Below are 5988 nucleotides of genomic sequence, written 5' to 3'. Positions count from 1 at the left end.
ATTGCTGATTTTTTCAATACCTTCTGGACTACTGCCTAAAGAGACCGCGCTCCGGAGAATTGGTTCTGCTTGCTCCTCTCGCCCTTGCTTGAGTAAAGCCCAACCCAAGTTTTTCATCAGGTCGTATCGAACTTTGATGCTTGCTTGCCCAGCCCCGGCTAAACCTTTGAAGAGTAAGGGGATAGCTAAGGAGGGTTTGTTGTTAAGAATATGCAAGCGACCTAAGTTGTTATAGGCTTTGACAAAACCGCCTTTTACGGCGAATTGGTATTGAGTTCTGGCTTTGTCAAACTGTTGTAAATTTTCGTATACTACAGCTAAGTTGTAGTGAGCTTTGACATTATCAGGATTAAGGGCTAACGCTTGCTGATAGTGGGCTTCAGCACTGGCGAGTTGACCTTGCTTATACTTTTCAAAACCTCTTCTATTAGAGAAATTAGAAAAATTGGGCAGATAAAAGTGAAAACCTAGTAAGATTAGCAGTAATAACTCCGTCGCCCCGAGCTGGGCTTCCGCATGAAAATGCTTGGGAATACCCAGTCGGATTAATAATTTATCAAATCCTTCTTGTCCGGTTTCCGTTAGTTCGCTTATCGCTTGTAATAAGGTCAAAAGACTGGGAAAAGCAATTGCTACTGCTCCCGCAAATCCAGTGCCTGCTATCAGAAAACGAGGCAGAAGGTCGATTAACAAGCCAAGATTCGCCGTCCAGCCAGCAATGCTCAATCCTCGCCATAACCAATCCCACCATTGCCAGCGGGCAAGCTCCGTTTCTGTTTCTAAATGCCACCACCAAGCTGTGTCTGGGGGTTCCAAACTAGTTCGCCAGCTAGAAAAATCAATAACTTTGCTGATCTGCCAAGCATTTTGTTTGAGGCGCACATCCAAGGCAACAAGGGTTTTTTGTTCGTGATAAGAATGGTAAACTTTTGCCTGACCAGTAGCGTGAACAAAATCCCTAGCATTTAAAACTGCAATAATTTGCTCTTCAGACATCGGTGATGCTGAATCTTCCAGGTTATCAAGGGCTATTTCGTAAGTCTTGAGAGCCTCATCTAAGGGAGGAGTATTCATTTACTTTGTGGGTCAAAGATGTAAAAATTAAACTTAATAAACTTAATTGTTCTTCCAACTTATATATTTTATTTTATAGATTTGTACTACTAAGCTCGAAAAGCTTGACTGTAAGCATTCAGCGGTCAGCCGTCAGCCGTCAGCCGTCAGCCAAGGGCATCAGCTGATAGCTGATAGCTGATAGCTGATAGCTGATTTTTCAGTATCTATAGACTTATCCGGCTAACCACCAAAAGTTATGCAGGAAACTTTCAATACCAGGTTGATCTCCCACAGGACTTACCCACCAAGACCCTTAACATCCCGTTTCTCCTTATAAGTCAAAAGCTGAAATCGGTATATAGCATTTCTTAAATAGGTGAGGTACACAAGTTGTGGATTAATGGAAATAGGGAATAGGGAACTAGGGAATGACTTTTTTGAAGTGTCGTCTGTTGCTTGATGTACTTTTGCTGCTCCAATATCAGCCATACCAACTGCTCCCTTGCCAGTTGTTTGAGGGCTTTTGGCTCTAGCTTGTTCAGTGCGAGTTTTCTGCTCATGCTGTTAGGTTACCGATTTTTTCAGTTTTGTCAACCCCCCTCACCTGAATTCTTACAATTAAACTTAATTGTTCTTGCAGCTTATATATTTTATTTTATAGATTTGTACTACAAAGCTCGAAAAGCTTGACTGTAAGCATTCAGCGGTCAGCCGTCAGCGGTCAGCGGTCAGCCGTCAGCCGTCAGCCAAGGGCATCAGCTGATAGCACCTCAAGTAACGTGGCACAGGCTTTGGCCTTGGCCTTTAGGCCACGCGGGGCGCGTTTGGCCACGCTGTGCGAACGACGCTGTGACGTAGCGCATTAGCTGATAGCTGATCTAGGGGTAATTGCAGCTGGCTCACATTTTTTTGTTCCCGCTTTTTATTGTAGGGCGCAGGCTAAGTAATAACAACCCTTAACATAGGCGTTGGAGTTGGGTTGAGTGCGGGGCCAGTCTCTACATTGACAATCCATTGGCAATTATTGACAATATAGCTATAAACAAGCAGTAAGTAACTAGGTATCCCAATGGAGACAATGAACATTGCCCTGCCCTCTCAGATGAAAGAGTTTATTCAAGCTCAGGTAGCCTTAGGGGGTTATAGCAGCGCTAGCGAGTACATTCGAGAGCTAATTCGAGCTGACCAAAAGCAGAAAACTAGATACGCCCTAGAAATGGAAATTCTTAAAGGACTAAGTAGCCCAGAGCCAACACCAATGACAGCTGACGATTGGGAAGATATTCGCACCAATATCAGACAGCGGTTTGACCAATCCGGGAAATAACTGATACATCGGATAATTACAGCGTTTCTCATATTAATTAGGTACACAGGATTTTTTCCCTACTCCCGACTCCCGACTCCCGACTCCCGACTCCCGACTCCCTAAAAAAAATCGGTCAAGTTTGGGTTAACCCCAATCCTTGACCGAATTCTGTACTTTAACGTTCCACAAGTACAGCTCAAAATCGATAATTTCAGATCTCAATTATGGCATGATTCCCGAGTTAGTCAGCAACTACTGAAAAGCAATAACATCCCAACTCATTTTGCTTCATGCTGCTTCACCCTCCTTCACCAAACATCCTTCACCATTCCTGATTTGCCAGGGGGCAACCCTGGCAAACTCCTATCTTAATCTATGTAAAAGTATCGAATCAAAAAGGTCATAACCTCACCAGGCTTTCCGGTAGGCTCCGGAGTGCTCCACTCGTCCGGCTCCGCATACTTAAGGGAATAAATGGCATTAATTGTTTTGCGAACCTTTTCAGGAGAACCGATCAAAAGGAGCTTGGCTTTCTTGGGTAAGGCACCTTGGTTGTCGGAAGGAGGAAAATTGTTACTCATCTGAAATTATCTCTTGAGTTTGTTGACATTATTAATTTATCAATAAATAAATAGAGTGTCAAGGGGTTTAGAAAATTTTTTTTTATTAAGAAATCGGGAATTGGAAATCGGGAATCGGGAGTTTTGAATCTAATTCCCCCCTTTTTTAAGGGGGGTTAGGGGGGATCTATGTACCTAATTTCAAAAGTGACATGCTCCCCGGCATACCGACATCAAATTAACTATAAAATAGGAGTTATTTGTCTAAATTTTTCATAAAATTACTGGTCTGGTGGGCAGTGCTTCCACCAATTCAAAACCTCACAATCTTGTTGGTTTGCACTGCCCACCCTACATCTAGATTTTTAATAAAATTACTGGTCAGGTGGGCAGTGCTTCAGACCAATTCAAAACCTCACAATCCTGTTGGTACGCACTGCCCACCCTACATCTCTCTCCCCATCTCCCCATCTCCCCATCTCCCTATCTCCCCATCTCCCCATCTCCCCATCTCCCCATCTCCCCATCTCCCCATCTCCCTATCTCCCCTGCCTATAAAGCAAATCGATAATTGCCATGAGTTTTTTTTAAAGTTAATGTATTTATTAATAAATTATTAATATTAAGTTAAAGGCTTATGTTTCTGGGGGTTGTGTCTTGACCATAGACTTAAGTAAATGATTTTAGTAAGATCATTAAATAAATCTAATGGATGTATTTGCAGTACAGTAAAAAGTAGTTACCTACATGTAATGTAACAATTACCTAAATGTAATTTAACAATGCAACTAACTAACCAAATTCACTTTCGTAACATTAGGGGGGATATTTTTGGTGGACTAACCGCCGCCGTTATCGCCCTCCCCATGGCTCTTACCTTCGGTGTCGCCTCCGGTGCTGGAGCAGAAGCTGGTTTGTGGGGTGCTGTATTAATCGGCTTTTTTGCTGCGGTATTTGGAGGTACTCCCACCCTAATTTCTGAACCCACTGGTCCCATGACGGTGGTGATGACAGCGGTAATTGCTAACCTTACCGCTGCTAATCCAGAAAACGGCATGGCTATGGCGTTTACCGTGGTCATGTTAGCCGGAATTTTTCAAATTCTGTTTGGCTTTCTGCGCCTAGGCAAATACATTACGTTGATGCCCTACACCGTCATTTCCGGTTTTATGTCGGGTATTGGAATCATACTAATTATTTTGCAAACTGCTCCTTTCTTGGGTCAAGGTAGCCCTAAGGGTGGCGTCATTGGCACAGTTACTAGTTTGCCCACACTGATAGCAAACATCAACCCGATTGAAACTGTTTTAGCGGTTTTGACGGTAGCAATTCTTGTTTTGATGCCCCGCAAATGGAAACGCATCGTACCCCCCCAGTTGGTAGCCTTAATTCTGGGAACAGTTTTGTCTTTGGTGTTTTTCTCTGGGGTAGATATTCGCCGTATTGGGGAAATTGCTGTTGGTTTGCCTAGTTTGCGTCTACCGGTGTTTACCACTCAACAGTTACAGTTAATGGTGGTTGATGCTTTGGTGCTAGCTACACTGGGCTGCATTGATGCATTACTAACGTCCCTGGTGGCTGATAGTTTAACCCGTACCGAACATGACTCTAACAAAGAGTTGATGGGTCAGGGTTTAGGTAATTTGGTATCCGGTTTATTTGGCGGTATTCCTGGAGCTGGCGCAACCATGGGAACTGTGGTTAATATCCAAACCGGGGGTAGGACTGCCCTTTCTGGAATCGCCCGTGCTTTAGCATTACTAGTAGTTGTGCTTTGGGCTGCCCCCCTCACCCAAAGTATTCCCCTTGCTGTTTTGGCTGGTATCGCCCTCAAGGTAGGTATTGATATTATTGACTGGGGTTTCCTCAAGCGTGCCCATAAAATTTCTTGGAAAGCATCCCTGATTATGTACGGGGTGATTTTACTGACTGTTTTTGTTGACTTGATTGTGGCCGTGGGAGTAGGAGTATTTATTGCCAATATCCTCACCATTGAGCGTCTTAGTGCTCATAGAGCAGACAGTGTTAAGGCCATTACCTATGACGATGAGGAAATTCAGCTTTCCCAGGAAGAAAAAGTACTATTGGATCAAGGTGACGGTCGTATTGTACTCTTTCATCTCAGTGGACCGATGATTTTTGGGGTTGCCAAGGCAATTTCCCGTCAACACAATGCCATTGAAGGTTTTGATGTACTGATTCTGGATTTCAGTGATGTACCTATTTTAGGTGTTACCGCTACCCTAGCTTTGGAAAATGCTATTCAAGAAGCCTTAGATAAAGGTCGTCAAGTATTTATTGTAGGGGCAGCAGGCAAAACCAGAAAGCGCTTACAAAGCTTGGATATCTGGCATAAGATTCCACCCCAAAACCTAGAATTGACTCGTTTAGAAGCACTGCGGTGGTCTCGTACGATCGTGAATAACTCTCAAAATTATGCACCAAGTCAGGCACAAGCTAATTTTGATTTGTCAGCTGATATATAAGTTTTATTTAAGAGCCGTAGGGTGGGCAGTGTTGGCGGAGCAATTGAAAAGCTGACAATCCTTTTGGTAAGCACTGCCCACCCTACATCTACTTCTTAAACAAACCTGATTAATCAATTAGCAAACGTTACAAATGAGAAAGAATTTGCGTTAGTTACTTAATCCGTAGTAATAATAGCACTGAAGCGTTGAATGTTTAAAACGTTCAACGCTTCTGACTTTTTGATACCTTTTGATAGTTGTTGAGTTAACAAAAATAAAAATTATTTAAACTAACTTAAAATATCGACGTCTTGCATAAATAGCCAACAACAGGGTGATAAGTACTATAGCGTTTATAGGATTTATGAGGTACGCTTCTAAACCTCAAAGTCCCCCTTGATAAGGGGGATTTAGGGGGATCTATTTGTACCTCATAGCATAGAGTGAGCCGTAGTGAGCCGTAGGGTGGGCAGTGGATAAGACCAATTGAAAAGCTGACAATCGCTTTGCTAGCCACTGCCCACCCTACCTCAACGTTTGCCTCTTGCCTTGCCCTAATATTCCCAAAACATTTTTACTGACATGATTGCTCAAG

The 5988-nt window shown here is 43.1% G+C and carries 6 protein-coding genes; 3 read left to right on the top strand and 3 right to left on the bottom strand.

Translation table 11 applies throughout. The features are described from left to right. Both F6K49_RS34125 and F6K49_RS34120 read right to left on the bottom strand, forming a co-directional pair. The coding region (locus F6K49_RS34125) for a tetratricopeptide repeat protein (RefSeq protein WP_293103769.1) at nucleotides 1-1074 on the bottom strand (1074 nt) is incomplete at its 3' end. Nucleotides 1075-1424: 350 nt separating this feature from the next. Next, nucleotides 1425-1616 carry a hypothetical protein gene (locus tag F6K49_RS34120; RefSeq protein ID WP_143727904.1) on the bottom strand — a complete coding sequence of 64 codons (192 nt, stop codon included), beginning with the start codon at nucleotides 1614-1616 and terminating at the stop codon, nucleotides 1425-1427. A 126-nt stretch (nucleotides 1617-1742) separates the two neighbouring features. Between F6K49_RS34120 and F6K49_RS34115 the strand changes: the two genes are divergently transcribed. Next, on the top strand, nucleotides 1743-1922 hold the full coding sequence (locus tag F6K49_RS34115) for a hypothetical protein (RefSeq protein WP_149031329.1): 180 nt from the start codon (nucleotides 1743-1745) through the stop codon (nucleotides 1920-1922). 212 nt (nucleotides 1923-2134) lie between these two features. Next, nucleotides 2135-2383 carry a type II toxin-antitoxin system ParD family antitoxin gene (locus F6K49_RS34110; RefSeq protein ID WP_293041017.1) on the top strand — a complete coding sequence of 83 codons (249 nt, stop codon included), beginning with the start codon at nucleotides 2135-2137 and terminating at the stop codon, nucleotides 2381-2383. A 350-nt stretch (nucleotides 2384-2733) separates the two neighbouring features. Here the strand turns inward: F6K49_RS34110 and F6K49_RS34105 are convergent, their stop codons facing one another. Next, nucleotides 2734-2946 carry a hypothetical protein gene (locus F6K49_RS34105; RefSeq protein ID WP_293022697.1) on the bottom strand — a complete coding sequence of 71 codons (213 nt, stop codon included), beginning with the start codon at nucleotides 2944-2946 and terminating at the stop codon, nucleotides 2734-2736. 761 nt (nucleotides 2947-3707) lie between these two features. On the opposite strand from F6K49_RS34105, the gene F6K49_RS34100 reads away from it, so the two are divergent. Then, nucleotides 3708-5411, top strand: a complete 1704-nt coding sequence (locus F6K49_RS34100; protein WP_293103765.1) for a SulP family inorganic anion transporter — start codon at nucleotides 3708-3710, stop codon at nucleotides 5409-5411. Nucleotides 5412-5988: the final 577 nt, after the last annotated feature.

The organism is Moorena sp. SIO3I6, from assembly GCF_010672095.1.
This window is presented reverse-complemented; position numbering and strand designations above follow the sequence as displayed.

Bases quoted from the DNA above. Each gene is read 5' to 3' on its own strand.
- F6K49_RS34120 (WP_143727904.1), bottom strand. From the start codon at position 1,616: ATGAGCAGAAAACTCGCACTGAACAAGCTAGAGCCAAAAGCCCTCAAA.
- F6K49_RS34110 (WP_293041017.1), top strand. From the start codon at position 2,135: ATGAACATTGCCCTGCCCTCTCAGATGAAAGAGTTTATTCAAGCTCAG.
- F6K49_RS34105 (WP_293022697.1), bottom strand. From the start codon at position 2,946: ATGAGTAACAATTTTCCTCCTTCCGACAACCAAGGTGCCTTACCCAAG.
- F6K49_RS34100 (WP_293103765.1), top strand. From the start codon at position 3,708: ATGCAACTAACTAACCAAATTCACTTTCGTAACATTAGGGGGGATATT.